The 25,844-nt window shown below is 71.1% G+C and carries 19 protein-coding genes; 7 read left to right on the forward strand and 12 right to left on the reverse strand.

Annotation, left to right across the window (positions count from 1 at the left end; translation table 11 throughout):
• From bcsD to J5Y10_RS18285, 6 genes are all read right to left on the reverse strand, one after another.
• Entirely contained in the window at positions 1–438 is a 438-nt protein-coding gene (bcsD, locus tag J5Y10_RS18260) for a cellulose biosynthesis protein BcsD (RefSeq protein ID WP_209375493.1), read from the reverse strand.
• Positions 439–454: 16 nt separating this feature from the next.
• Positions 455–3,703, reverse strand: coding sequence for a cellulose synthase subunit BcsC-related outer membrane protein (locus J5Y10_RS18265; protein WP_209375503.1), 3,249 nt, complete (start codon positions 3,701–3,703; stop codon positions 455–457).
• Positions 3,700–8,367, reverse strand: a complete 4,668-nt coding sequence (bcsA, locus tag J5Y10_RS18270) for a UDP-forming cellulose synthase catalytic subunit (protein ID WP_209375505.1) — start codon at positions 8,365–8,367, stop codon at positions 3,700–3,702. The genes J5Y10_RS18265 and bcsA overlap by 4 nt, the downstream gene beginning before the upstream one ends.
• The gene (locus J5Y10_RS18275; protein ID WP_209375506.1) at positions 8,364–9,221 is read right to left on the reverse strand and encodes a cellulose synthase operon protein YhjQ/BcsQ; all 858 of its coding nucleotides are present in this window, start codon (positions 9,219–9,221) and stop codon (positions 8,364–8,366) included. Before J5Y10_RS18275 ends, bcsA begins: the two co-directional genes overlap by 4 nt.
• Positions 9,222–9,237: 16 nt before the next feature.
• Entirely contained in the window at positions 9,238–10,221 is a 984-nt protein-coding gene (locus J5Y10_RS18280) for a hypothetical protein (protein ID WP_209375508.1), read from the reverse strand.
• A gap of 85 nt (positions 10,222–10,306) precedes the next feature.
• Positions 10,307–11,368 (reverse strand): family 8 glycosyl hydrolase, encoded by a 1,062-nt coding sequence (locus J5Y10_RS18285; RefSeq protein WP_209375510.1) that lies wholly within the window; start codon positions 11,366–11,368, stop codon positions 10,307–10,309.
• Between the two features lie 173 nt (positions 11,369–11,541).
• Here J5Y10_RS18285 and J5Y10_RS18290 point away from each other — a divergent pair, with 173 nt between their 5' ends.
• Positions 11,542–13,359 carry an ABC-F family ATP-binding cassette domain-containing protein gene (locus J5Y10_RS18290; protein WP_209375511.1) on the forward strand — a complete coding sequence of 606 codons (1,818 nt, stop codon included), beginning with the start codon at positions 11,542–11,544 and terminating at the stop codon, positions 13,357–13,359.
• 25 nt (positions 13,360–13,384) lie between these two features.
• Here the strand turns inward: J5Y10_RS18290 and J5Y10_RS18295 are convergent, their stop codons facing one another.
• From J5Y10_RS18295 to pdxH, 3 genes are all read right to left on the reverse strand, one after another.
• Positions 13,385–14,260, reverse strand: coding sequence for a universal stress protein (locus J5Y10_RS18295; protein WP_209375512.1), 876 nt, complete (start codon positions 14,258–14,260; stop codon positions 13,385–13,387).
• A gap of 82 nt (positions 14,261–14,342) precedes the next feature.
• Positions 14,343–15,827 (reverse strand): bifunctional aminoglycoside phosphotransferase/ATP-binding protein, encoded by a 1,485-nt coding sequence (locus J5Y10_RS18300; RefSeq protein WP_209375514.1) that lies wholly within the window; start codon positions 15,825–15,827, stop codon positions 14,343–14,345.
• A gap of 10 nt (positions 15,828–15,837) precedes the next feature.
• On the reverse strand, positions 15,838–16,470 hold the full coding sequence (pdxH, locus tag J5Y10_RS18305) for a pyridoxamine 5'-phosphate oxidase (RefSeq protein ID WP_209375516.1): 633 nt from the start codon (positions 16,468–16,470) through the stop codon (positions 15,838–15,840).
• A gap of 86 nt (positions 16,471–16,556) precedes the next feature.
• Between pdxH and fabI the strand changes: the two genes are divergently transcribed.
• The 4 genes from fabI (at position 16,557) to J5Y10_RS18325 (ending at position 20,030) form a co-directional block, all read left to right on the forward strand.
• Entirely contained in the window at positions 16,557–17,411 is an 855-nt protein-coding gene (gene fabI / locus J5Y10_RS18310) for an enoyl-ACP reductase FabI (RefSeq protein ID WP_245214856.1), read from the forward strand.
• Positions 17,411–18,517, forward strand: a complete 1,107-nt coding sequence (gene aroC, locus J5Y10_RS18315; protein ID WP_209375517.1) for a chorismate synthase — start codon at positions 17,411–17,413, stop codon at positions 18,515–18,517. The genes fabI and aroC overlap by 1 nt, the downstream gene beginning before the upstream one ends.
• Before the next feature lie 161 nt (positions 18,518–18,678).
• Complete coding sequence (locus tag J5Y10_RS18320) at positions 18,679–19,788, forward strand: hypothetical protein (protein WP_209375518.1); 1,110 nt, start codon at positions 18,679–18,681, stop codon at positions 19,786–19,788.
• A 98-nt stretch (positions 19,789–19,886) separates the two neighbouring features.
• The gene (locus J5Y10_RS18325; protein WP_209375519.1) at positions 19,887–20,030 is read left to right on the forward strand and encodes a peptide chain release factor 1; all 144 of its coding nucleotides are present in this window, start codon (positions 19,887–19,889) and stop codon (positions 20,028–20,030) included.
• Here J5Y10_RS18325 and J5Y10_RS18330 read toward each other — a convergent pair.
• A complete protein-coding gene (locus tag J5Y10_RS18330) occupies positions 20,027–20,782 on the reverse strand; it encodes a TlyA family RNA methyltransferase (protein ID WP_209375520.1) in 756 nt (251 codons plus the stop codon). The genes J5Y10_RS18325 and J5Y10_RS18330 overlap by 4 nt on opposite strands.
• Positions 20,783–20,907: 125 nt before the next feature.
• Between J5Y10_RS18330 and J5Y10_RS18335 the strand changes: the two genes are divergently transcribed.
• Positions 20,908–21,912: a Bug family tripartite tricarboxylate transporter substrate binding protein gene (locus J5Y10_RS18335; protein WP_209375522.1), complete on the forward strand. Its 1,005-nt coding sequence runs from the start codon at positions 20,908–20,910 to the stop codon at positions 21,910–21,912.
• A gap of 10 nt (positions 21,913–21,922) precedes the next feature.
• Positions 21,923–22,891, forward strand: a complete 969-nt coding sequence (locus tag J5Y10_RS18340) for a hydroxyacid dehydrogenase (RefSeq protein ID WP_209375523.1) — start codon at positions 21,923–21,925, stop codon at positions 22,889–22,891.
• A 66-nt stretch (positions 22,892–22,957) separates the two neighbouring features.
• Here J5Y10_RS18340 and dxs read toward each other — a convergent pair whose 3' ends face one another.
• Complete coding sequence (gene dxs / locus J5Y10_RS18345) at positions 22,958–24,901, reverse strand: 1-deoxy-D-xylulose-5-phosphate synthase (RefSeq protein ID WP_209375525.1); 1,944 nt, start codon at positions 24,899–24,901, stop codon at positions 22,958–22,960.
• Positions 24,902–24,925: 24 nt separating this feature from the next.
• Positions 24,926–25,837, reverse strand: a complete 912-nt coding sequence (locus J5Y10_RS18350) for a polyprenyl synthetase family protein (RefSeq protein WP_209375668.1) — start codon at positions 25,835–25,837, stop codon at positions 24,926–24,928.
• Between the last annotated feature and the right edge of the window lie 7 nt (positions 25,838–25,844).

The raw sequence follows: 25,844 nt of genomic DNA on the forward strand, positions 1-25,844 counted from the left end.
TCAGGCGCCGTAGCGCAGGACGAAGCGGTCCCTCTCGGCGCTGACGAGATGCGCCTGGATCTCGGGCTCCGCGCCCGGCTGAGCAGCGATCCATCCGGCGTGGAGGCCCTCCAAGACCGGCCCCATCCAGCTTCCCTCGTTGTCCTGCCCCGTTCCCAGCACCGGTGCCGTCTCATGCGTCAGCACGAGGGCGGGCCCGCCGGAATCGAGGGCAATGGATACGCTGCCCCAGTGCGGCTCGGCGAGACGCTCGTTGATCCGCGCCTCCAGGCCGGAAAGGGTGTCCTCCGGCGGGATGGGGGAGAGCGCGGCCATCTGGGCACCGATCGCGCGCAGAAGGACGGCGCGTTCATCGGCGGGCATATGGGCGTCCAGCGTGTCCAGCAGGGCGCGCAGGAAGGCCTCCCAGTCCGGACGGGAGTCGGCCTTGGCAGTCATCAGGCGCGTCGCCTCCTCACGGGTCAAAGCGGTAACGGGCGTAGACCAGAGCCCGCGCCTCCTCAAAGTCGGCGGATTTGTCGTAGCGGCCGGAAAGCCCGACGCGCAGCGTGGGCGTGAGCGCATATTCCAGGTCGGCCCGCGCGCCCCAGACGAAGTTGGTGGTGCTCTGGCCGCTGTAGCGTGTCGGGATAATGAAGCCGTTGGCGAGCTCACGGCCGGCCGCCTGCTCCAGGTCGCTCTGGAGGTTCGGATTGTTCGGGAAGACCGCCGTCCCCCGCTCCCGGAAGTAGCCCACGCCGGCGCTGGCGCCCACCCTATAGGCCCAATTGCCGCGCCGCTCACGCCAGTCGATGGGGACGGCGGCAGAAACGTAGGTCTGCGGGCTGAAGTAACCGCCATTCCCCAGCGTGAAGTTCCGCAGATTCTTCTGGTAGTTGAAGTAGACGAGATCCAGTCCCGTCACGAGTTCCTGCTCGGGGTTGCGGATGATGGCGTAGCTGACCCCGCCCTGGGCCTGCCAGCGCTGGTTGTCCGCCACGTTGTTGCCGGTGATGTAGGAGTAGCCGCCACCGACATAGCCGCCGAACCGGCCGGGGTAGTACTCCAGCTGCGCGATGCCGGTGTTCCGCGTCACACCGCCGAAGGTGAGGCCGCTCTGCGCATCGCGCACGCCCGCCCAGGAGAGCACGCTGTCCGTCACGGAACGGCGCTCGCCCCGCAGGCGAAGCTGGAAGTTCTCGGCCAGGCGCGGCGTGACCTCGACGCCGCCCAGGACGGTCGTCTCGCGGAATCCGAGCGGGGTGGAACCGATGTCCACCGTCACCCCGTTGCGCGCGTAGGCCAGCCCGAGGCTGGTGCCCGTCGCCGATGTGTCGCGGATGCGTGAATCCGGGAACTGGTTCGCAGCAGCGGGATCACCAATGCCCGGCAGGTGCAGCGGGTTGGTGCCGAAACGCCGGAGCCTGTCCGTCGATGATCCCGCACCGCTCGCATCGATTGTAACGGCCTGCACGCGGGCGCTCAGATCGCCGCCGATCCCCGGCAGGGGCACGCCGGCCTCGACGCCGCCGCCATACTCCCGCAGCCGCTCCAGGCCGCGCTCGCCGGAGCGGGCGCGGAAGGCGAAGTTCGGCACGACGCGCCCGGTCGCCTCCTGGTTCACCTCGGCCAGCTGCCGACCGATCTCGCTGAGCAGCGGGTCGTCGGAGGCGCGAAGCTGGCTCGGCGTCACGCCGACCTGGGTAGCGCTCGCCGGATTGGAATCCAACGGCACGAAGGACGAGCCCTGCCCGTCCGCTGCGGTGGAGCCCGCCAGGACCGTGCGGCGATAGGGCGTCGCCGCCGTGCCGATCTGGGCCAGGCGCTGGTCGGCCGCCAGTTGCAGGGCCGTCTGCGCCCGCCGGCGGTCCCCGGCGACGCGGGCGAGCTGCGCCTCGGCGACGGAAATGCGCGGATCACTGGCGTTGAGAAATCGGCCCTCGACCACCAGCGCCTCGGCGGCGTCGATGTCACGCCGCATCAGCGCGGCCTCGGTGGCGCCGAGCCGGGCCTCCACATTGCGTGGATCGCGCCGCAGCACCGCCTCGGCAATCCGGCCGGCCACGCGGGGGTCGCGCGCGCCCTGGTAGATCCGGGGCGGCTCGGCCTCGAGAGGCACGGAGGGCACGGCAGCAGCAAGGCGCGGCGCGGCGGGCCCACCCAGCGCCAGGATCTGACGGCGCTGCGCTGCCGGAATGCCGGCATCGGCGGAGAGCGGCTTCAGAAGGTCCGCGCCCTCCCGCGACATCCCGGCATCGGCCATGGCGCCGGCCAGCGCGATCCGGAGGGCGGCCGTTCCGACCCGGTTGCCGGCGGTCGCCAGGCGCACGGCCTCGGTGGCGCCGTCGCGGTCGCCGGCGCGCAGCAGGCCACGCAGAGCCAGGAGGGCGGCCTCACCCGTGGGGTCAGGCCGGCCGGACATGGCGAGAAGCGCGCCGCGCAGGCCGGCCGGGTCCTGGGCCAGCGCCGCGGTGACCTCGGCCTGCCAGCGCAGGGTGCGGAGAAGACGGGTTCCGGTCGGTCCACGCACCCGGTCCGGCACGCGGTCCAGCAGGCGCATGGCGTCGGCGTAGCGCCCCTCATCGGAGGCGAACAGGGCGGCAGCGAGGACGGCCTCCGGTGCCGGGCTGGCGGGCAGCCCGCCCTCCAGCACCGCGCGCCCTTCCGCCCCGCGACCCTGGCGGGCGAGGAGACGGGCTAGGTCGAGCTTCGCCCAGGGTGCGGGCGACGCTTCGGCAGCCTTCCGCAGCAGCGCGATGGCGGCCTCGGGATCCTCCGTACGAGCCGCCTCGGCCCGCAGCGCATCGGCGCGCGGCGAGGCGACCGCAGCCGCCTGCCGGGCCAGCGCCTCGGCCTCGGCGATCCGGTTGCCCTGGCGCAGGGTCTCAAGCAGGCCGTCGCGCGCAGCGGGGAGGGCCGGGCGGCGCAGTTGCGCGCTACGGAAGCGGGCCTCCGCCTCCGTCAGATCGCCGGCGCGCAAGGCCATCTCGCCCAGGAGAGCCTCGGCCTCGGCCCGGTCCAGTGCCTCGCGCCGGGTGGCGCGAAGGAGCACTGCCTCGGCCCGCTCCGCCTCGCCGCGCCCAAGAAGGCGACGCGCCGCGGCCAGTTCCGCCGCGAAGGCGGCCTCTTCCAGCGGGGCCGCCCAGCGGCGCGCCTCGGCCGCCGAGACAGCGACGGCACGGGCGAGAAGACCGGAAGCCTCCTCCGCCCGGCCCTGTCGCAGGCGTATGACGCCGAGCCCGCCGAGCGCAGCGGGATCGGCCGGGTCCCGGGCCAGCGCCGCCTCGAAGGCGCGCGCGGCCCGAGCGGGATCGCCGAGATCAAAAGCCTGCTGGCCGGCCTGGCGCTCCTGCGTCGCCGCGGCCGGCGCGAAACGGTCGCCGGCGGCCTTCAGCGCCGCCTCGACCTTGGCCACCTTGGCATCCTCCGGCGCCACCTGAAGGAGCCGCGCGAGCATGTCCTGCGCGACGCCGGGCTGACCCAGTTCCAGATGCAGCAGAGCCGCCGCGGCCAGCACGTCCGGATTGGAGGGCTGGGAGGCCAGGGCCCGTTCCAGCGCCGCGGCGGCCCGCATGGGCTGCCCCTGCGCCCGCCAGTAGTTCGCCTGCTCCATCAACACCTGCACCCCGGCGCCCTGCGCCAGGGCCGGCACCGCGGCCAGGGAAGCCGTCGTCACGGCCGCCGTCGCAGCCGCGGCGAGGAGTCGATGGCGAAGCGAGGTCATGTCCGGATCCTCAGCCGGCGAATGGCCCGGCGGCGAAGTGCCCAGTAGAGCGGGATGGCGATAATCAGCGCCGCGATCACCAGCAGGCCGAGCATCAGGTCCGGCCGGGTGGTCAGGTAGCGCTGCGGCAGCAGGGTGATGGGCAGGCTGCCCACCCCGTAGTTGCGCGACACCTTGAAGGCCTCAACCCGGCCATTGGTGATCGTCGCGACATCGCCCTGGATCCGCGGCTGCTGGTCGGGATCGCGCAGAGCACCGAGCATGGCCTCCATTCCCTGCGGGGTGGAGCCGGTCAGGGCGACGACCGAGCGGTCGCCGTTCAGCGGGCTCTGGAAGCCGATCAGCAGCCCGCTCCCCTCCCCGCTCTGGCCGCCAAGCGTCGCCGTCAGGCGCTCGCGCTCAAGCCGTCGGTCGTCGGAGATGAAGATGTTACGGAAGCCCTCCATCGCGTCCGGCAGCGCGACCGTCACGCGGTTGCCGTCGACCGTGATCGGTCCGTCGCGCAGCAGCTGCGCGAGCGCCGGCTGCCGGTTGAGCGGCCCAATGACCATCAGGTCACGGTCCTTCACCGCATCCAGCCCACCCGGCCGTGCGACGTCGATCCGCGTGGCCGGGTAGCCGACGATCGCGGCAATGCGGCCGACGAGGTTCAGCGCGGAGGAGACCTCGAGCGCGGAGGCGCGGTCCGGCAGGACCACCGCCGTCGTCGAGAGGTCCGCCATCTTCGTGTAGGGGAAGCCCGAACCCACGAAGTAGGCGAGGTTCGGCAACTCCGTAAAGCGATAGGCGGCGGAGAGGTCGATGGTGCTGTCGGGATCGATCGAGGAGCGGATGTCGCCCGGCACACTCACACAGTCGCCACGGTGAAGCGGCCGCAGGTCGAAGCGGAACTGCAGCTCGTTCAGGCCGAAGACGAGGTAGGGCGGCAAGCCGAATCTACCCTCAGCCCGCTCGGAACCGGTGGTGCCGACCGTGCGGTAAACCCAGTTCCAGGGCCAGCCCGGATCGCCCTCACGAAGCGGGAAGGACTTCAGGTAGACGTCATTCAGCGCCGCATCGAGGCGGGAGACGGCGAGGTCCAGGATCGGGCCCGGCGGAGCGCGGAACCGGACATCCACCGGCAGGTTGCGGTCGCGGAAGGTGTAGAGGTCCGGCGCCGTGCGGAAGGGGATAGAAACCGGGCCCGGGGCATAGCCGTAGGACTGCAGCTCCGCCGGATCCACCAGCTCGCCGAAGCGCACGGGGCGGTCGTTGCGGATCCAGCGCGGCGCATCGTAGGGCTCGCGCGCCGGCAGGTTCTGCACCTGCACCGTCGCCGTCTCGCCCGAGAGACCCTCCTTCGCCGTGGCCAGGACCTGGGCGGCGGTCGCCGCCTCCGCACCGGAGCGGCCGCCGACGAGCAGCAGCACCGAGTTCGCATCGTTCGGGTTCGGCAGGATGGCGAGGGTCGGGCCGTCCATGCGCGGCAGGGTCAGGCCGGGAACCGAGTCCGAGCCCGTCGCGATGACGATGGCATTCCCGCGCGCCGGCAGCACGGCGCTAACGGGGAAGCTGGAACCCCGGTAGTCCGCCTGCACGGCAAACCAGGAGGAGGCGACCAGTGCCGCGCGCACCGCGTCGTTCCCCGCGCCCTCCGCCATCACCACCGGCAGGACCAGCGGCTCGCGCAGCAGGCGCGGGTCGAAGAAGGGCTCCGGCAGGCGGGCCAGGTCGCGGTTCAGCGGCAGGCGCTCCAACGTGAGCTGAAGCGTTGAAAGGTCGGAAACCGTGGACCAGAGCAGGCCCGAGAGCGGATCGTTGCACTCCACCGCGTAGCGGCCGGTGAAGCGGAAATTCAGCCGGTTGCTGTCCGCGAAGAAGACCGGGTTGATCTGGAATTCCACCGGGCCGAAGGCCGGGCGGGAACGGTCGGGCGTGATGGTGCCGACGAACTGCTCGTTGATCGTGATCGCGATCTGCGAGAGCTCCGGGATCAGCGCCGGGCTGGTGGCGCCCTGAAGCGTCAGCTTGGCGCCCGTCACCACCTCATCGGACCGGATGCCAAAGAGGATGCCCTGCAGGTCGGCGAGGCCGCGAAGCTGCATCGGGCTGCGGAGGCCGAGCTGCCGAAGCGTCCGCGTCTCCGTGCGGGACCCTGCGCCCGGCGTGGTGTCGCCACCGAAGGTGACGGGGGCGGACGGGGCGATCTGCGCGGGCGGCAGGGGAGCCGACGGCGCGGCCGCGGGAGGCGCGGCGGCGGGCAGCGGGGACGGCGCATATTGCGGCACCGGCGCGGTCGCGCTGGGAGAGGGGGCTGCAGGGGTGAAGACCGGGGGCGCCGCGGGCGTGGGCGCGGGTGCGGCGGTCGGCCCACCACCAGGAAGCGGCGGCGGGGTGAAGCTGTTCTGGGCCGTCGCCGTCACCGGAAGGCCCAGCCCGAGGGCGAGCAGGATGGCGGCGGATCGGCGCGCGCGCTCCGCGGCGCGGCGCGAGGCCGCCTCCACGCCACGGACAGGATGGGGCGCGCCGGGAACGGCGGGGCGCGCCGTCCCGGCCCGCGCCGCGCGCGCGGCGGCCTGGCGACGGGCGCGGCGGGCGCGCAGGGAGAACTGGCTGTCGCCGCGGAACAGGCCGCCGATGCTGCGGACCACCTCGCCGAGGGAGCGCATCGGCCGGTCCTCGCGCACGTCGTCCCAATCCACCCAGGCGTCGGCACGGCCGAGCACCACGCGGGTGATGTTGCCCTCGTCACGGGCATCCTGCGGCATGAAGCGCATCTGCAGGCGGTCATTCTGCCAGCGCAGAACCTCAGCAGGGATCGCGACGCGTTCCGGACCCAAGTCGATCTCCAGTGTCACAAGGACGTTCTCCGACAGGCCGTCCGGCCGAGGCGCGGCCACAGCCACCCCGCCAAGTGAAAGATCCAGCGTCTCACCCGGCACGAGCCGGCCATCGGGCAGGCCCACGCTCACGGGCATGATCGCGCCGACGCGCGCGCGCTCGCGCACCTGGCGCCGCTCACGCCCCACGGCCAGGCCCGCCAGCACCGTGAGCAGCGAGAGCACGACCCACACGGTGTTCAGCGCATTGGCCTGGAATTCCAGGCTCTCCGGCGGGTTCGCCGCCATGCCGTAGATGCCGGACAGAAGGCCGATCACGAGGACGACGGCGAGGACGAAGTTCGGGCCTGTCGCGCGGAAGTCGAAGTAGCCCTCCTCCAGCGTGCCGCCCTTGTCCGTCACGTTGAACTTGCCGCGCTTCGGGTCCAGCAGCGTCGTGAGCACGACGGGCAGGAGGTAGAGCGCGAGCACCGTCTCGTAGATCTCGGACCAGAAGGAGTGGCGCACCCGCGCCTGCAGCTTCGAGTTCGTCAGAACCGCGTGCACTACGTGGGAACCCGCATAGGCGATGATCGCGAGCGGCGAGGCGGCGATGATGTTCTGCCCGAAGAGCAGGAAGGCGAGCGGCGCGGTGAGGAAGATGAAGCGCGGCACCGGGAAGAGGAAGTGCCACATGGAAGCCACGTAGCACAGCCGCTGGGTCAGCCTCAGCCCCGGCCCGAGAAGCGGGTTCTCGATGCGGAAGATCTGCACCATGCCGCGCGCCCAGCGCATGCGCTGACCGATATGCGCGATGAGGCGATCCGTCGCCAGACCCGCCGCCAGAGGCAGACGCAGGTAGGCCGTGCGCCAGCCCAACCGTTGCATCTTGAGGGAGGCGTGGCAGTCCTCCGTCACCGTCTCGGTCGGCACGCCACCGATCTGCTCCAGCGCGGTGCGCCGGATCACGGCGCAGGAGCCGCAGAAGAAGGCCGCGTCCCACAGGTCGTTGCCCTGCTGGATCAGCCCGTAGAAGAGCAGGCCCTCGTTCGGCACGCGCGTGCCCGAGGCCAGGTTACGCTCGAAGGGATCGGGCGAGTAGAAGTGGTGCGGGGTTTGCACCATGGCCAGACCGGCGTCGCGCAGCAGCCAGCCCACGGTCATCTGCAGGAAAGCGCGGGTGGCCACGTGATCGCAGTCAAAGATCAGCACGTACTCGGCGTCCGTGCGGGACAGCGCGTGGTTAATGTTGCCGGCCTTCGCGCCCTTGTTGTCCGGGCGGATCATGTAGCCGCAGCCGACCATCTCGCAGAAGGCGCGGAACTCCTCGCGCCGCCCGTCGTCCAGAAGCACCACGTTCATCTTGTGGCGCGGCCAATCCATCGCCAAGGCCGCGTAGATCGTCGGCTTCACCACGTCCAACGGCTCGTTGTACGTCGGGATGAACACGTCGACCATCGGCCATTCCTCCGGGTCGTCCGGCAGCGGGACCGGCCGGCGGTCCAGCGGCCAGAGCGACTGGAGGTAGGAGAGGAAGAGCGCGATCACGGCGTAGATCTCGGCCAGCAGCAGGCCGGTGCCGAGGAAGGTCGAGAAGAAGTTCGTGTAATCCAGCGTGTCCGTGATGCGCCAGTAGATGTAGCGGGACGAGATCACGCCGGAGAGGAGCGCCAGGAACACGAGCGCACCCTTGCCCGGCACCAAACTGCAAATGGCGAAAACCAGGAGGCCGCCGACGGCGACCCAGGCCTGCTGCTGCGGCTCCAGCGGCGCGATGATGAACGGGATGGCGATGATGAAGCCGAGCAGCACGGCAATCCGCGCCAGCCAGATGCTCCCGCCCAGCGTGCGCCTGAAACCCCTCACCGGCTGGCCTCAACCGTCGGCTGCTGCGAGAGCGGCGCCGCCTCGGGCGACACGACGGGTTCTGGCGCCGGCGGCGTGGCCGCGACAGGCGGCGGCAGCGCCGCCGAGATCAGCCGTGCCACCTCCTTCAGATCGGAAGCGGCCCGGCTCTCCGGCGCGTGGTCCAGCAGCAGGCGCTGGCAGGCCAGGCTCTCGGCCACCGTCTCCTCGCGGCTCATCGCGCCGAGCATGCGATAGCCGAGGTGCCGCGCTACCGCCTCGGCCGAAGCCCGCGAGAGGCGGGAGGCGAGGTCCACCCCGTTCAGCACCACGCGCAGGCGCCCGGCCAGCAGCGCGGCCATTGTTCCGGTGCCAAGAAAGCGCCCGCTCTCGATTTCCGGGACGAGCGCGGCGCTGATCGCCTCCGCCTGCAACACGCCGATCACCATCGTGGCGAGTGGCGCGAGAAGCGCCAACGCCTGCGAGGGGCCGGGCGGAAGATCGGCGAGCACCACGAGGTTCGGCTCCGCCAGCATCTCGCGCATCGGCGCGCCGAGCAGCTCCGGATCGCGGTCCAGCGCGGCGGCGAGGTCCAGCGCGCCGCGCAGGTCCATCGCCCCATGCGGCAGCAGCAGGACGCCGGAGGGCGTCTGGCGCAGATGGGCGCGCCAATCGGAACCGCCCTGAAGCAGGTCGGAGACAAAGCCGCTCCGATCCGTCAGCGGAACGCCGAAATGCAGCCGCAGCGCGTTCTGCGCGTCCAGGTCGACGGCCAGGACGCGATGGCCCAGGCGCTGCAACGCGTCGGCGATATTGGCGGTGAGCGTGGTCTTGCCGACCCCACCCTTGGGCGACGCGAAGCAAATGAGGGGCACGACGTTGCTCCTGGACTCAGGCGGCAGTTCTGGCGAATCGGACACCGGCGGCGATGCGTCGGAGAAGTTCCGGCAGCGCGATGTCCACCCGCGCGGCAGGCCAGTGGCGCGGCGATGGGTCGGCCGCGGTGCCGCGCATCGCATCCCCAAGCGCATCCAGCAAGGGGTAGTGAATCGTCGCCGAAGAGGCGCCGGCACCCACGCCCATCAGCGTATCCAGCAGGGAGGAGCCCGTGCCGCCGACGAGGCCGCCCGGCGGCCAGGACGAGGTCGACAGACCGGCGAACATCGGCATCGGCATCGGCATCGGCAGCGCCTGTGGCACCACGGGCAGCGCAGGGAACCCGGCGGGCTGGACCGGAACGGAGGGCGCCATGGGGAGTGCGGCTGGCGCGGCCGGAAGCGCCGGCGGCTCGAGTGGCCGTGGCGGCGGTGCCGGCTGCGGCTGAACCGGGCCGCCGAGCAGCACCTGGAGAAGGCTGGAACTTGGCGGCTCCGACGACACCGCGACGGGGCGGGGCGGCACCACGGCGGCGGGCGCCACCACCGGCAGGACGGCGACCGGTTGCGGCGGCACCGGGGCGACGAAGCTCGCGGCGGGCGGCGCTGTCACAACAGGCGCGGCTACGATGGGTGCGGGCTGGGCAGGCGGGGGCGAAACCGGCGGCGGCGCCCGTTCCAGAACCGCGTAGGGATCCGGGGCCATCGGCTCTGGCTCCGGTTCGGAGTAGCCGGCGGAGTAGCTCGGGTAGGAATCGCGCACCGGCAGCATCGGCGCTTCGGTCGGGACCGGCGCCGGGTCGACCATGACGGTGTCGGGCGGCAGGTCGGCGGCCCCGGAGAGTGCGTCGCCGAGGACGCTGAAGGCAGGGTCCTCGGCCGGCGGCGCGGGCGTAGGCGGCACGGGGTTTCGGACCGCCTCATTCCCGAAGCTCCGGTAGCGCATGGAGGGAGTCCTCAGCGCGGCTGCCATCCGGGCAACGTCCGTGTCCTGCGCCATTCAACCACCCCAATCGCAGCGGCACCTGAATCGGGGTACCGACGGGTAAGGAGTGTATCTTATTTTTTCGCTTACCGAAGTGGTTTTAGAGACGCACACGCTGCTCGGCGGCGCCCATGCGTGCGAGCAGGGCCAGGGCTGTGTCATAATAATCACGGTCGCCCAGCACGGGTTCAGCGCCACCGCGCTCCCATTTCAGGCCGCGCTGGACGGCCGCGAAGCGCCCGATCTCCCTCATCCCCGGCCCAGCCGCATAGGGCGCCACGCTGTCGTTCGACAGGTCCGCCCAGGCGGGCATCTGTTGCAGGGTAGAATCGGACCAAAAGCTAAGCGGGGCGCCCACGGCGGCCTCATCCGACAGGCCGGCCCAGGCCAGCCAAAGCGGCACGCGCACCGCGTCGTAGGAGAACCGCGCGGGCCATCCCGCGGCGGGAGCGACCTGCCCGTTCAGCCGGGAAACCGTCAGCCAGTCCGGCGAAAGTCCCCACCGGCCAAACCGTGCCGAGCGAAGCAGCCGCAGCCCGTCGCTGGCAACCCGAAGCCAGGCCGGGTCCGGAACTGCCTCCGCGACCACCGCGATGGCGGGATAAGAGTAGTAAGAAGGGTTTAACACAACGTGATTCTGGTGTTCGAAGCCGCGGGCACCGGGAAGGAGCACCAAGTGCCCGCCGGCGCGGCGGACAAGGAGCCGCAACACGTCCCGAGCTATTGCCGTCCCCTCCTCCGTCAGCGCCGGATCCGACCAGCGCCGCCCTCCTTTCAGCAGGGCGCTGGCGATGAACAGGTCGCCGTCCGTCGCGTTGTTGCTGTCCTGCACCGCGGGCATCCGGTCAGGCAGCCAGCGCCAAGAATGCAGGAAGTCCGAATCGCGCCGCAGATTCCGGCGGGTCCAGAGGAGGATGCGGTCAAAAGCAGGGCGGTCGTCGAAATGCTCGGCGAGGGAAAGGCCCCAGCCCTGCCCCTCGGAGTGGGACTGATTGCCGTTGTTGTTGTCGATGACCCGCCCATCCGGCGAGAGGAAGCGTGCCTTGAAGCCCCCCCAGGCGCGCGTCTCCTCGGCCGCGACGGCGGTTCCGCCGCGCATCGCTGCGGCCGCGGCCCCGGCAAGCAGGCCCAGTGCGGTTCGGCGCGGGATGTGGATCGGCATGCCCCTCAGCCTGCATGCCAGGACTTAACAGCCCGTTGACGCGCCCCGCGGCGCAGGGGTGTCCCGGCGGCGCCATTATAGCATCACGATCTCGCGATGCCAGAAAACTCGCGGGCCTGGTCGCTGCCCCTTCACCCCGTGCCACGAGCCCCTGGGAATGCCATATGCGGCGCATGGCACCCCCTCTCCTTCTTCTTCAGAGCATCCGGCAGGGTTTCGGGCAGACCCCGTTGCTGCGCGACGCCGAGCTCTCCGTCGGGCAGGGCGAGCGGCTGGCCCTGATCGGGCGCAACGGCTCCGGCAAGTCCACCCTCCTGAAGGTCGCCGCGGGGCTCGTCACGCCCGAGGGCGGCACGCGCTTCCTCCAACCCGGCGCGACGCTGCGCTACCTGCCGCAGGAGCCCGACCTCTCCGGCCATGCCAGCACCCTGTCCTATGTGGAGGCGGCGCTCGGGCCCGGAGACGACCCTTACCGGGCCCACTACCTCCTGGAGCAGCTTGGCCTCACCGGAGAGGAGGAGCCGGACCGACTTTCGGGCGGCGAGGCCCGTCGCGCGGCGCTGGCCGCCGTGCTCGCCCCCTCCCCCGACATCCTCTTGCTCGATGAGCCCACCAATCACCTCGATCTGCCGGCCATCGAATGGCTGGAAGCGGAGCTGGCGGGGATGCGCGCGGCGCTCGTCCTTATCAGCCACGACCGTCGGTTCCTGGAGTCGCTCTCCCGCGCCATGGTCTGGCTGGACCGTGGCACCACCCGGCGCCTGGACCAGGGCTTCGCCGACTTCGAGACCTGGCGCGACACGGTGCTGGAGGAAGAGGAGCGGGAGCACCACAAGCTCGCCCGGCAGATCGTCCGGGAAGAGCACTGGATGCGCTACGGCGTCACCGCCCGGCGCAAGCGGAACATGCGGCGCGTTGGCGAGCTGCAGGACCTGCGGGAGAAACATCGGCAGCGCCGTGGTCCGCAGGGCGGCGTGCGCCTGGCGTCAAGCGAGGCGGAGGGTTCCGGCACCCTCGTCGTCGCGGCGGAACAGGTCGGGAAATCCTATGGCGGGCGGGCGGTGGTGCGGGACTTCTCCACCCGCATCATGCGCGGCGACCGGGTGGGGATCGTCGGCCCGAACGGCGCGGGCAAGACGACGCTGCTGAACATGCTCACCGGTCTCCTGGCGCCCGACGCTGGCGAGATCCGCCTGGGCACGGGAATCGAGATGGTCACGCTCGACCAGCGGCGGGCAAGCCTGGACGATTCCATGACGCTGTCGGACGCGCTGACGGAGGGGCGAGGCGACATGGTGCATGTGGGCGGCTCGCCGCGGCACGTCATCGGCTACATGAAGGAGTTCCTCTTCCTGCCGGAGCAGGCGCGCACGCCGCTCGGCGTCCTCTCGGGCGGTGAGCGCGCGCGGGTGATGCTGGCGCGGGCCATGGCGCGGCCGAGCAACCTTCTCGTGCTGGACGAGCCGACCAACGACCTCGACCTCGAGACGCTCGACCTTCTGCAGGAGATGATCGCGGAGTACGCGGGCACGGTGATGGTGGTGAGCCATGACCGCGACTTCCTGGACCGCGTGGCGACGAGCGTGATCGCTTATGAGGGCGACGGGCGCTGGCAGGACTATGCCGGCGGCTATTCCGACATGGTGGCCCAGCGCGGCCACGGCGTACGGGCCCGTGCCGCCGTCGCTGCCCCTGCCACCGTGCCGAAGCGGGCGGCAGAGGCCCCTTCCCCGCCGCCCCCAGCCCGCCCGCGCCTGAGCATGGCGGAGATGCAGGCGCTGAAGACCCTGCCGGGCGAGATGGAGAAACTGAACGCCGAGATCGCGAAGCTGAACGAGATCCTGGCCGACCCGCAGCTCTACGCCCGCGATCCCGTCCGCTTCGGAAAGGCCAGCGAACTCCTCGCCGGTCGCCAGGACGCCCTGGCGAAGGCGGAGGAACGCTGGCTTGAGCTGGAGATGCGGCGCGAGGAGATCGAGGCCGCGTCCTAGGGACGCGGCAAGGCCGCGCCCCGGCCTAGCGGCACATCATCACCGGCATGTCGGAGTTATCCAGAACGTGCCGGGTGACGCCACCGAGGATGAGCTGCCGGATGCGGGAGTGGCTGTAGGCGCCCATGCAGAGCAGGTCGGCGCCGAAGTCCCGCGCGGCGCCCAGCAGCCCGGCGCCCACTTCCCGCGTAACGGGGGAGAACTCCACCGGCACCGCCGTGATGCTGTGCCAGCGCAGATAGGCCAGAATGCCCTGCACATCCGGGCCGCGCCGCTGGTAATCCTTGCTGTGCAGCACCTGCACAGCCTCGGCCCGGTGCAGCCAGGGCAGCGCGGCGGCGACGGCGGCCGCGCTCTCGGCCGTGCCGTTCCAGGCGATGCAGACGCGGGAACCGATGCTCTCCGGAGGCAGGCGAGGGGCGATCAGCACGGGGCGGCCGCTGTCGAACAGCACGGCGTGCAGCGCGTCGGAGGAGGAAACGTCTTCCCGCGAATCAGGATGCGGGACCACGGCCAGGTCGTAGAGGCGCGACTGCTGCGCCACGAGGTCCTCCTCGCGCCCCGCGACAGACGCGAAGGACAGGGTGGCGGAGTCGGCCTTCTCCGCCGCCTCGGCGGAACTGGCGAGCACAACGTCCTTATCCGTCACGAAGCGCTCGAAGAGGGACTGCACGCGGTGGGCGCGATCGCCGGATTCCCGCTCCGTCGCGGCCATCATCTCCTCGATCATCGCGCCGGACAGGCCCTCGCCCGCCAGCGGCGCCACATCGCGCGCGTCGACGCGCACGTGCAGGCAGTGGACGTGACTGTGCCAGATACGCGCGGTCATCACCGCGGTCTGGAGTGCGGCCTCGCCGGCGGCGGTGCCGGTCAGGGGCAGGAGGATGCGGCGGTAGGCCATGGCGGAACCTCGTCGTGATCCGGCGGAGGCGGCACCGCCCCCTCCTCCATGCCGCACCGAATCCGGCACGGCAGGGTCATGTCTAGCACAGTTGCAGGTGGGCGGCCGCAAGCGCCGCCGCCAGGGGGTCTTCCACGGCGTCCAGGCGGTGCCAGGAAATGGCACCGACCGGCTTGGAGGCGGCATGGTCCAGCACCGCCGGCGTCGCGTCCGAGGCGTCGCCCTGCCGTGAGACGATCCGGGCGCGCAGCACATCGAGCGGCGCCTCCAGCCAGAGCCCTGTGAAGGGCACCCCCGCCGCCCGGGCCAGGGCCTCGGCCCCGGCGCGCCGCACGGGATCGAGGAAGGCAGCGTCGACGACGACGGAATGGCCGCCGCGCAACGCCGCCTCGGCCTCGGTGAACAACGCCTCATGCACGGCGTCGCTCGCCTCCGGCGTGTAGGAATCCGGCGGCAGCGGCGCCTCGGGCGGCACGCCGGCCAGGCGTTTGCGAACCTCGTCGCTTCGCAGGTGCAGCGCACCGGGCGCCGCACCGAAACGCGGGGCCAGAAGCCGTGCCAGCCGCGTCTTACCCGTCCCCTGCAGCCCGCCCACGGCCAGCAGGCGCGGTGCCGGCGGGGCGAGAAAGGCCTCGGATTCCGCGAGGAAAGCCAGCGCCCGCTCCCCCTGTCCCGCCATTCGCGACAGGCAATGGGCCCGGATCAGGGCGCGGGTGGAAAGCCAGAGCGGCAGGGCCGCCACCTGCCCCGCATCCCCCCCGACCGCCACGGCGCGCGCCAACACCCGGCAGGCCGCCGCCCGCCCGCAGCGATGCAGCAGGTCAGCGATCAGGAAGGCGAGGTCGTAGCCCGTGTCGATCGTCGCCAGGGCCTCGTCGAACTCCAGCGCGTCGAAGGGCACGGGGCGGCCCTGCCAGAGAAGCACATTGCCGAGGTGCAGATCGCCGTGGCAGCGGCGGATGCGACCCTCCGCCGCGCGTGCCCGAAGCAGGGGGGCGAGGCGGCGCAGCATCTTGCCGGCCCGGCGCCGCCAATGGATGACGCGGCGCGGGTCCAGCCCGGCACCCAGCGCCGCGCGTGCATTGCCGCGGAGCACAGCCCGGAAGGCCGCGACGGGATCCATCCCCGGCGCAGCCCCGGGATAGGTGCCACGAAGGGCAACGGCCATGTCGCCCAGCGCGTCCTGCATTGCCCCGTCGACCCCATCCCGTTCCGCCACGGCATCCAGGAAGTGCCCGGGCGGGACCGGCGCCATCTCCAGGGCCCATTCAACGGCATCCGGGTCATCTGGCGGCAGGAGCCGGTCCGCGACGACGGAAATGCCGTGCAGGCCGCGATAGAGGCCGGGCGCGCCGGGTGCGTTGATCTCCAACTCCCGGGCCGTGAACCGGTGCCGGGCCGCTGGGGTGGAAAAGTCGAGGAAGCCGAGATCCACCGCCTTTTTCAGCTTCAGCACACGGTCCGGGCCGATGAAGACGGCGGAAATATGGGTCTCTGCCGGTGCCGCCCCGCCCGTCAGCCGCGAGAGCAGCGCCGCCGCCCGCGCCTGGGCGGCTGGTATGCTCACCGTTCCTCACTCACGGGTAGAGGCGCTCCGTCCTCCAAGCCTCGCCCGCGCGCCGGAAGACCAGCCGGTCATGCATGCGGAAGGGCATGTCCTGCCAGAACTCGATCGCCTCAGGAATCACGCGGAAGCCGCCCCAATGCGGCGGGCGAAGCATGGCGTCGCCCGGATACGCGGCGTCCAACTCCGCGATCCGGGCCTCGAAGACGGCGCGGGAGGGAAGCGGGCGGGACTGGTCCGAGGCGGCGGAGGCGAGGCGTGAGCCGCGGGGGCGGGAGGCGAAATAGGCGTCCGACTCCGCCTTCGTGACCCGCTCGATCGCGCCCTCGATCCGAACCTGCCGGCGCAGCGACTTCCAGTGGAAGAGCAGCGCGGCCCAGGGGTTCGCCAGCAGTTCGCCGCCCTTCCGGCTCTCCTCGTTCGTGTAGAAGATGAAGCCCCGCTCGTCCCGCCCGTTCAGCAGAACCATCCGCGAGGAGGGCCGGCCTTCCGGCGTCGCGGTGGAAAGGCACATAGCATTGGGATCGTTGGGCTCCCGTGCGGCGGCTTCCGCGAACCAGGCCGCGAAGAGGCCGAGGGGCTCCGAAGCGTCGGGAATGCCGGCGGAGCGGGCCTCGCCGGCGGGAACCTCGGTGGTCAGGCTCATGCGTTCGGCCCCTTGTTCGGTTCCATGCCATGTGCCACCCCTCCGCCCCCGTCGCAACCGAACCCCCGCAGCGTGGAGGACACCCCATGGATGACGTCGAAACCGTGGCCGATGCCCCTGTGCTGCCGATGAGGGGCGACCTGATGAAGGGCCGCCGCGGCATCGTCATGGGCGTGGCGAACGATCGGTCCATCGCCTGGGCGATCGCCCAGGCCGTGGCGGCGCAGGGCGCCGAGGTTGCGTTTACCTATCAGGGCGAGGCGCTCGAGAAGCGGGTGCGGCCGCTCGCCGCCTCCATCGGCTCCGACCTGCTGATCCCCTGCGACGTCTCGGACGAGGCGGCGGTGGATACGGCTTTCGAGAAGGTGGCGGAGCGGTGGGACGGGATTGACTTCCTCGTCCATGCCATTGGATTTGCAGATAAGCAGTACTTGCGCGGTCGCTATCTCGACACGCCGAAGGAGGCCTTCCTCCAGGCGCTCGACATCTCCTGCTACTCCTTTGTCTCCGTCTCCCGCCGGGCCGCGGCGATGATGAAGCCGGGCGGATCGCTCCTCACCCTCTCCTATCTCGGCGCCGAGCGCTGGACGCCGCACTACAACGTCATGGGCGTGGCCAAGGCCGCGCTGGAGGCGAGTGTGCGCTACATGGCGGCCGACCTGGGTGACTCCGGGATCCGCGTGAACGCCATCTCCGCCGGGCCGATCAAGACGCTGGCAGCCAGCGGCATCGGTGACTTCCGCTACATCCTGAAGTGGAACGCCCTGAACTCGCCCATGCGCCGCAACGTGTCGCTTGAGGAGGTGGGCGGGGCGGGCCTCTATCTTCTCTCGCCGCTCGCCGGCGGCGTGACGGGCGAGGTCCACCACGTGGATTGCGGCTACCACATCGTCGGCATGAAGCACCCCGAGGCACCGGACATCGCTATCGAGAAGGGCTGATGTCCCACAACAGCTTCGGCCACCTCTTTCGTGTCACGAGCTGGGGCGAGAGCCACGGCCCGGCGATCGGCGGGGTGGTGGATGGATGCCCCCCCGGGCTGCCGCTGACCGAGGCAGATATCCAGCCCTTCCTGGACCGCCGCCGCCCCGGGCAATCGAAGTTCGTGACCCAGCGGCAGGAGGCGGATCAGGTCCGCATCCTCTCCGGCATCTTCGAAGGCGTGACAACCGGCACGCCTATCTCCTTGATGATAGAGAATACTGACCAGCGATCGCGCGATTACGGAGAGATCGCGGAGAGCTTTCGGCCGGGTCACGCGGACCTCACCTATCATCTGAAGTACGGCGTGCGCGACTACCGCGGCGGCGGCCGATCCTCGGCCCGGGAAACGGCGGTGCGGGTCGCGGCCGGCGCCGTTGCGCGTCGAGTCCTGGGGGCTGCCGTCCGTATCCGCGGGGCGCTGGTCGCCATGGGCGGCGACACCGTGGACCGGGCGACCTGGGACTGGGCGGCCGTTGAGGAGAATCCTTTCTTCTGCCCGGACCGCGCCACCGCCGCGCGATGGGAGGAGCGGCTGTTGGCCCTCCGTAAGTCCGGCTCCTCCGTCGGCGCCGTGGTCGAGGTCGTGGCCGAAGGCCTGCCGCCCGGTTTGGGCGCCCCGCTCTACGGCAAGCTCGACGCGGAGATCGCAGCCGCCCTCATGTCGATCAATGCCGTGAAAGGCGTCGAGATCGGGGACGGCTTTGCCTCGGCCGCCCTCACCGGGGAGGAGAATGCGGACGAGATGCGCATTGCCCCCGACGGCACGGTGGAGTTCCTGGCGAACCATGCCGGCGGCATCCTCGGCGGCATCTCCACTGGCCAGCCCCTCGTCGTGCGCTTCGCAGTGAAGCCCACCTCCTCGATCCTGGTGCCCCGGCGCACGGTGGACCGGCACGGCCTGGACCGGGAGCTGGTCACCAAGGGTCGGCACGACCCCTGCGTTGGCATCCGGGCCGTGCCGGTGGGAGAGGCGATGGTGGCCTGCGCTCTCGCCGATGCCTTGCTGCGGCACCGGGCCCAGGTGCCGGACGCCCCCCTGTCCACCCGCCTCCCGAGAAACTGAACAGCGACTTCCTTTATCCGACTGCTGCACTCGGTTACTTCTGGGACGCCTGAAGGTGCCCCATGCAGACTCCTGCCAGCCCCCCGAAGCTTCCCACCGGTGACGCCGCTGACCTGACCGGCTTCCTCGGACTTGCCGGGCCCCGGTCCTGGGAGGAGCGCATGGCCGAGATCGGCCGACGCACTCGCGCGGCCACCCTGGCCGGTCGTGCCGCCCAGGAGCGGCACGCGCTTGAACTCACGCTCCAGCGCCTTGCAGCCCCAGGCGCCATGGCCGGAGCGGGCGTGGCGGAGCGGGCCCTCCTCGCCCTAGCCCAGACCGCGGCGCGGCTGGCCGACACGCTGCCCGAGGCCCCACGGCAGCGGCTCTGCGCCCTCGTCCTCTCAGGCCTGACAGGCGAGGCGAACCTCATCCCCCTTTTCCACCTCCTCCGTGTCGCCGCCCTGCACCGGGAACGCGGCTTCGAGGTGCGCTTCACCGGGCTGGCCGAGGGCACCCCGCATGACCTCCTCATCTCGCGCGGTGGCGCCGAGGCAGAAGTGGTCTGCGACACGCTCTCGGCGGAGGAGGGACGCCCTCTCCTACGCGAGGAATGGTGCGCCTTCGTGGACGGGATCAATCCGGACCTCCAGACCTGGCTCGCCGCCCATCCCGGCCGCTACGTGCTGAAGATGACCCTGCCGGATGGGCTCGGCGGTGACGCGCTGGACGGACCGGCCCTGCAGCGCCGCATCATGGAGATGCTCCGGGAGCACCGCCGTCAGGATCTGAACACCTCGGCCGTGCTGAAACTGGATCCGCTGGTCCTCGCCGGTGCTCAGGCGGCCGTGCCGGCCCAGGCCCTGCGCGCGCTGTTCGGGCCTGAGGCGCAGCTCGCGGTCGCCCAGCAGGGCAACGGCAATATGCTCGTCCTCGCTGCCCGCGCGGGCCAGGCGAGCGACATCGCCCGTGCCGTCTGCCGCCGCATGGTCGCCGCTTCCGGACGATTAGGCGGAGAGCGTGCCGGCATTCTCGCGATGTTCCTGGACGACATCGGCCGCCAGGAGTGGCGCGGCCTGCGGGACAGGCGGGAGCTGGAAGGGGCAGTGCGCCGCTTCCTGACAACCCCGGAGGCGCGCCGCGTCTCGGCCGTCTCCTGCGCTTCCCGCATGGAGCTGTTCGGGATGGCACCGCCGGACTCCGTGCCCGAAGGCGAGCTGCGCTTCCGGAACCCTGCCCGCCCGCACACCCGGGAGCCGGGCCTGCTGCCATCCCTGGTTTCGACCGCCTGAAACCGTAACAATTCGCACGATGCCGGGAGGATCAAGGAAACCCGGTTCCGGCAACTTCGTTCTTTGCCATGCTGCACTGCAAGACAAAGAGGTAGGCCATGACGGAAGCCGAGATCGAGCGCGCGCAGGAGGAACTCGACCGGCTGCTGAACGATCCCGAGGTTCGCATGGATCCGGCCCGCGTCTGGGCTCTTGCCAGCCGGCTTTCCCAGCAGTCGGGCGGCGCTGGGACGCCTCGCTAGGCCAGTTTTCGGGCCCCGATCAGGAATTCCTTGTTGCCCTCGGGCCCGGTGATCGGGCTCTCGGTGATCCCCAGAACCTCCCATCCCGGTAGGCCGGACCACCAGGCCTTCACCTTCGCGCAGACCGCCCGATGGATATTGGGGTCGCGCACAACACCGCCCTTCCCCACCACTCCCGGCCCTGCCTCGAACTGCGGCTTGATCAGCGCGACAGCAAAGGCGCCCGGTGTCGCCAGCGCCAGCGCCGCCGGCAGGACGGTGGACAGGCCGATGAAGGATGCGTCGCAGACCACCACCCCGACCGGCTCCGGGATCTGTGCCGGCTCGAGATAGCGGGCGTTCACCCGTTCCAGCACCACCACCCGAGGATCGTTCCGCAAGCTCCAGGCCAGCTGCCCGTGGCCGACATCCACGGCGTACACCCGCGCCGCACCGTGGTGCAGCAGCACATGGGTGAACCCGCCGGTGGATGCACCGACATCGATGCAGACCCGGCCCGTCGGCTCCAGCCCGAACGCCTCCAGCCCATGCGCCAGCTTCAACCCGCCCCGGCTTACCCAGGGATGGTCCTGGCCGCGCACCTCCAGTGGGTCGCCCTCCCGCAGGTCCTGGCCGGGCTTGTCGATCCGGCGCTCCCCGCTGAACACCTTGCCCGCGAGGATCAGCGCCTGGGCCCGCGTGCGGCTCTCGGCAAGGCCGCGCTCGACGAGGGCGGCATCGGCACGCTGCTTGGCGGGCTTGGGCTGGGGCAAGGCGGAATCTCTGAAAAGGGCTGTCGAGGATAGCAGCCCCCGTCCTCCGGCGGGACTTGCCGCGGTGCCCGGGGAGGACGAAACAGGGCGCCAGGCGCGGAATACACGCGCATAAGGAGACGGCCATGACGAGACGCCCCCTCCCCGCGCCCACCCGCCGGGCGATCGGTGCCCTGGCAGCCACGGCCGGCGCGCTCGTCCTTTCCCGCCCGGCCCTCGCACAGGGAGGCTGGCCGGCAGGGCGTGCGATCGAGATCATCGTCCCTTACCCGCCTGGCGGCGGCATCGACATCATTGCCCGGCTGATGACGAAATACCTGCCGCAACAGCTTTCAGGTGCGAGCTTCGTCGTTACCAACCGCGCCGGCGCCGGCGGGCAGATCGGAAACGAGGCGCTCTTCGCGGCAAAGCCGGACGGCTTCACCCTCGGCACCGTTGCGACGCTCAGCTTCATCACCCACCCGCTGGAGCGCAGCGTGCGCTGGCGCACGGAGGACTTCACCTACCTCGCCAACGTGGTGGACGACCCAGGCGCCTTCTGGGTGCGTGCGGACTCGCCCTTGAAGACCATCGCCGACCTGCGGGAGGCCATGGGCAAGAAGCCGGAGGCAGTTTCCGTGGGCACGGCGGCCGGCACCGCCTCGGACGACCACCTGCTGCTTCTCGCCTTCCAGCAGGCGACAGGCGCGAAGGCGCTGCACGTCCCCTATAATGGCACCGCCCTGGCCGTGCGGGACCTGCTCGGCGGGCAGTTGGACGTCGCTTCCTACAACGATAGCGAGGGCCTCTCCCTCCTTCGCGAGGGGCGCACGCGCTGCCTCGGCCAGGCCGCCCCCGCACGCTGGTCCGCCATGGGCGAGATCCCGACCTTCCGTGAGCAGGGCGTGGACGTGCTCGGCGGCTCGGCCCGCGGCTTCGTAGCCCCGCCCGGCCTGACGGCGGAGATCACGGAGCGGCTGGTCTCGGCCTTCCGCACGATCCTCGCAGACCCGGCCTTCCTGTCGGAGGCGGAGCGGCTGAACCTGCCCCTGCGCCCCTTGCTGGGCACCGAATACAAGGCCGACGTGGCACGGGAGGCGGGGAACACCAGGGCCCTTTATGACCGTACGCCCTGGTCCTCCGCGAACTGAAGGCTTCCGCATGCCGCACGTCGTCGTCCTCGATCCCATCCACCCCGACGGCATCGCCCGTCTGCAGGGCGCGCCCGGGGTCACCCTGGACCATCCCGGGACGTCGGGTGGGACCTTGCCGGAGCGGCTGCGCGACGCGGAGGCCTTGATCGTCCGGGGCACCGCGGTGGATCAGGCGCTGCTGGACATGGCGCCCCGGCTCCGCATGGCCTGCCGCCATGGGGTCGGCTACGACCTGGTGGACGTGCCGGCCTGCACCGCGCGCGGCGTGGCCGTGATGATCACGCCGGAGGCCAATGCCGCTTCTGTCGCCGAGCACGCGCTGATGCTGATGCTGGCGGTCGCGCGGCAGGTCCTGCCGGTGGACGCCGGCGTCCGCGCGGGCCACTGGCGTGTCCAGGGCCAGTCCCGCACCTTCGAACTCGGCGGCCGCCGCGTGCTCCTCCTCGGCTTCGGCCGGATCGGTAGCCGGGTGGCACGGCTCTGCACGGCCTTCGGGATGCAGGTCGCGGTCCACGATCCCTTCCTGCCGGCCGGCACCATCCGTGGAGCGGGCTACATGGTCGAGAAGGAGCTTCTTCCCGCGCTCGGCCGCGCCGACATCGTCTCCCTCCACTTGCCCGCCAGCGACGCGACGCGCGGCATGGTGGATCCCGCCTTTCTCGCGGCGATGAAGCCCGGTGCGGTCCTGATCAACACCGCCCGCGGCACGCTGGTGGACGAGGATGCGCTGGCCGCCGCGCTTGCTGACGGGAGTCTCGGCGGAGCCGGGCTGGACGTGCTGCGCGTGGAGCCGATGATCGCCCCGCCGCCGCTCCTTTCCTGCCCGAACCTCGTCGTCACCCCCCACGTCGCGGCCAGCACCGCGGAGGGCCTGCAGCGCATGGCCTGGGATGCGGCTGGCAACGTGCTGGAGTTCCTGGCCGGGCGCCCTGACCCGGATGCGGTGGTCAACCGGGAAGTGCTGCGGGGGCGCTGACCCCGGCAGGAACGGATCGCGGGAACCAGGACCCGGGACCGGAGTTGCCGGTCCCGGGCCATCGCGTCAGGCCCGTGCGGGCCGCGCGGTCGTCTCCCGGCCAAGCGCGTCGCGCGCTGCCTGCGCGATCTGCGGCCCATTGAGCCCGGCCAGATCGTACTGCTTCTTCGGCGACTCGTGATCGATGTAGATGTCCGGCAGGACCAGCGGGCGAAAGCGCAGGCCCCCGTCCAACAGCCCGGCATGGGCGAGGTGCTGGGCGACAAGGCTGCCGAAGCCACCCACCGAACCCTCTTCCACGGTCAGCAGCACTGCGTGGTTGCGGGCCAGCCGCTCCACCAGTTCCGTGTCGAGCGGCTTGGCGAAGCGGGCATCGGCAACGGTGCAGGACAGGCCCTGGGCGGCCAGCTCCTCCGCGGCCTTCATCGCTTCGGCCAGTCGCGTGCCGTAGGAGAGGATGGCGATCGTGCTCCCCTCCCGCAGCACGCGCCCCTTGCCGACCGGCAGCACCGTGCCGCGCGCCGGCAGCTCCAGCCCCGTGCCCTCACCGCGCGGGTAGCGGAAGGCGATCGGGCCGGAATCATGGGCGGCGGCGGTCGCGACCATGTGCATCAGCTCCACCTCATCGGCGGCGGCCATCAGCGTCATGTTCGGAATGCAGCTGAGGAAGGCGACGTCGTAGGCGCCGGCATGGGTGGCGCCGTCGGCGCCCACCAGGCCCGCCCGGTCCATGGCGAAGCGCACGGGCAGGTTCTGCAGCGCCACGTCGTGCACCACCTGGTCATAGGCGCGCTGGAGGAAGGTGGAGTAGATCGCCACGAAGGGCTTCAGCCCCTCCGTCGCCATGCCGGCCGCGAAGGTCACGGCGTGCTGCTCGGCGATGCCCACATCGAAGATGCGGCGCGGAAACTTCTTCTCGAAGGCGTCCAGCCCCGTGCCGCTCGGCATCGCCGCGGTGATCGCAACAACCGTGGGATCCGCCTCGGCCTCGGCGATGAGCGCCTGGGCGAAGACCTTGGTGTAGCTCGGCGGGCCGGGAGGCGCCTTCACCTGCTCACCCGTCACCACGTTGAACTTCACCACGCCGTGGTACTTGTCCGCGCTCTCCTCGGCGGGGGCGTAGCCCTTGCCCTTCTGCGTGACGACGTGGAGCAGGATGGGCCCACCCTCATCGGCCTCGCGCAAGTTCCGCAGCACGGGCAGCAGGTGGTCCAGGTCGTGCCCGTCGATCGGGCCGACATAGTAGAACCCCATTTCCTCGAAAAGCGTGCCGCCCGTCAGCATGCCGCGCGCGTACTCGTCCGCACGCTTGGCGGCCTGGGCCAGCGGGCGCGGGAAGCGCCGGGCCAAGCGCCCCATGACCTCCCGGATCGAGAGGAAGGGGCGCGAGGAAATAAGGCGGGAGAGATAGGCCGACATCGCGCCCACCGGGCGGGCGATCGACATGTCGTTATCGTTGAGGACGACGACGAGGCGCGACTTCAGCGCGCCCGCGTTGTTCATCGCCTCATAGGCCATGCCCGCGGACATCGCGCCATCGCCGATCACGGCGATGACGTTCTGCCCAACCCCCTTGCCCTTGCCGAGGGGCGCGAGAAGGTCCCGCGCCACGGCCATGCCGAGGCCGGCGGAGATGGAGGTGGAGGAATGCGCCGCGCCGAAGGGGTCGTACTCGCTCTCGCTGCGGCGGGTGAAGCCGGAGAGGCCGCCGCCCTGGCGCAGGGTTCGGATCCGGTCGCGCCGGCCGGTCAGGATCTTGTGGGGATAGGCCTGGTGGCCGACATCCCAGATCAGTCGGTCGTCCGGGGTGTCGAAGATGGCGTGCAGCGCGACCGTCAGCTCCACGACGCCGAGCGAGGCGCCGAGGTGCCCGCCGGTGGTGGAGACGGTATGGATCGTCTCCGCCCGCAACTCCTCGGCCAGCTGCTTCAGCTGCTCCGGCGAGAGATTGCGCATGTCCGAGGGAGTGCGGACGCGGTCGAGAAGGGGTGTGGCGGGCGGGGGTGACATGCGTCGTGCTCTCTCGATCGCCGCCTAGTTCCGGCGGCGGATGACGTGGTCGGCCAGCGCGCGCAGCATGTCCGCGCGCTCATCGAAACTCTCAAGATGGCCCTTGGCCTGCTCCACCAGCCGCTCCGCCTGGGCGCGGGCGCGCTCAGGGCCGAGCAGGCCGAGAAGGGTCGCCTTGCCGGCGCCGGCATCCTTGCCGGTGGCCTTGCCGGTTTCCTCCGGCGTGGCCGTCAGGTCGAGCAGGTCGTCGGCGATCTGGAAGGCGGCGCCGATCTCCCGCCCATAGTAGAGCAGGCATTGGCGAGAATGGGCAGGCGCCTTGCCGAGGATGGCGCCGGCCTCGGCCGAGAACTCGATCAGCCGGCCGGTCTTGAGCTGCTGCAGCCGCACGATCGCGGCCTCCTCCAGCGGGGCCGTTGCGCTCTCGGCCATCATGTCCAGCATCTGGCCGCCCACCATGCCACGCGCCCCGGAGGCGAGCGCGAGGGCGAGGCAGAGGTCGGCGCGCACGGCCGGGTCCTGGTGCGTCTCCGGCGCGGCGAGGGTGGCGAAGGCCTGGGTCTGCAGCGCATCGCCCACGAGGATAGCGGTGGCCTCGTCCCAGGCCTTGTGGACGGTCGGCTTGCCGCGGCGCAGGTCGTCGTCATCCATGGCCGGCAGGTCGTCATGGACCAGGGAGTAGGCGTGGAGCATCTCCACCGCGGCGGCCACGCACAGCGCGGACTCGCGGCCTACTCCGAACTGCTTCGCGCCTTCCAGCACCAGAAAGGCGCGCATCTTCTTGCCGCCGCCCATGGTGGCGTAGCGCATGGCGGCGAAGAGCTTGCGCTCGTCCCCCTCTTCCTTCGGGAGCAGCGCGTCCAGCGCCTCGTCCACCTCGGAGGCGGCCTCGGCCATCGCCGTCTTCAGGGTCTCCGCGGAGGCGGTGTCCGTCATCGTCTCG

The organism is Roseomonas indoligenes (genome assembly GCF_017813365.1).
In the GTDB taxonomy this organism is placed as follows: Bacteria; Pseudomonadota; Alphaproteobacteria; order Acetobacterales; family Acetobacteraceae; genus Roseomonas; species Roseomonas indoligenes.

Bases quoted from the DNA above. Each gene is read 5' to 3' on its own strand.
- J5Y10_RS18350 (WP_209375668.1), bottom strand. From the start codon at position 25,837: ATGACGGACACCGCCTCCGCGGAGACCCTGAAGACGGCGATGGCCGAG.
- J5Y10_RS18285 (WP_209375510.1), bottom strand. From the start codon at position 11,368: ATGCCGATCCACATCCCGCGCCGAACCGCACTGGGCCTGCTTGCCGGG.
- J5Y10_RS18265 (WP_209375503.1), bottom strand. From the start codon at position 3,703: ATGACCTCGCTTCGCCATCGACTCCTCGCCGCGGCTGCGACGGCGGCC.
- aroC (WP_209375517.1), top strand. From the start codon at position 17,411: ATGTCCCACAACAGCTTCGGCCACCTCTTTCGTGTCACGAGCTGGGGC.
- bcsD (WP_209375493.1), bottom strand. From the start codon at position 438: ATGACTGCCAAGGCCGACTCCCGTCCGGACTGGGAGGCCTTCCTGCGC.
- J5Y10_RS18340 (WP_209375523.1), top strand. From the start codon at position 21,923: ATGCCGCACGTCGTCGTCCTCGATCCCATCCACCCCGACGGCATCGCC.
- J5Y10_RS18290 (WP_209375511.1), top strand. From the start codon at position 11,542: ATGGCACCCCCTCTCCTTCTTCTTCAGAGCATCCGGCAGGGTTTCGGG.
- J5Y10_RS18325 (WP_209375519.1), top strand. From the start codon at position 19,887: ATGACGGAAGCCGAGATCGAGCGCGCGCAGGAGGAACTCGACCGGCTG.
- fabI (WP_245214856.1), top strand. From the start codon at position 16,557: ATGGATGACGTCGAAACCGTGGCCGATGCCCCTGTGCTGCCGATGAGG.
- J5Y10_RS18320 (WP_209375518.1), top strand. From the start codon at position 18,679: ATGGCCGAGATCGGCCGACGCACTCGCGCGGCCACCCTGGCCGGTCGT.
- J5Y10_RS18335 (WP_209375522.1), top strand. From the start codon at position 20,908: ATGACGAGACGCCCCCTCCCCGCGCCCACCCGCCGGGCGATCGGTGCC.
- pdxH (WP_209375516.1), bottom strand. From the start codon at position 16,470: ATGAGCCTGACCACCGAGGTTCCCGCCGGCGAGGCCCGCTCCGCCGGC.
- J5Y10_RS18295 (WP_209375512.1), bottom strand. From the start codon at position 14,260: ATGGCCTACCGCCGCATCCTCCTGCCCCTGACCGGCACCGCCGCCGGC.
- dxs (WP_209375525.1), bottom strand. From the start codon at position 24,901: ATGTCACCCCCGCCCGCCACACCCCTTCTCGACCGCGTCCGCACTCCC.
- J5Y10_RS18280 (WP_209375508.1), bottom strand. From the start codon at position 10,221: ATGGCGCAGGACACGGACGTTGCCCGGATGGCAGCCGCGCTGAGGACT.